General features: G+C 65.3%; 1 protein-coding gene. It reads right to left on the reverse strand.

The window, feature by feature from the left end; genetic code table 11:
* A partial coding sequence (locus KW821_RS21970) for a VCBS domain-containing protein (protein ID WP_218292880.1) occupies positions 1 to 245 on the reverse strand: 245 nt, incomplete at both ends.

The following is a 245-nucleotide window of genomic DNA, read 5'->3' on the forward strand; positions in this document are numbered from 1 at the left end:
CCGCACCGTCATTGACGCCGGTGATGGTGATGGTCACGGTGTGGCTGGTGCCATCCAGGCTCTCAACCACGAAGGTCTCGACCTTGGTCTCGCCCTCGCCCAGGTACTGCACCTTGTCGTTGGCGACCTCATAGCTCCACTTGCCATCCGCGGCAATGGTCAGGCTGCCCAGGGCATTGGCACTCGGCGCGCCCAGGCCCGGTTTGAACTCGGCCTCGTCCACCCCGTCCACGTCGGTCAGGGTC

Origin of the sequence: Aeromonas sp. sif2416, assembly GCF_019218665.1 — a bacterium.
Taxonomy (GTDB): domain Bacteria; phylum Pseudomonadota; class Gammaproteobacteria; order Enterobacterales; family Aeromonadaceae; genus Aeromonas; species Aeromonas encheleia.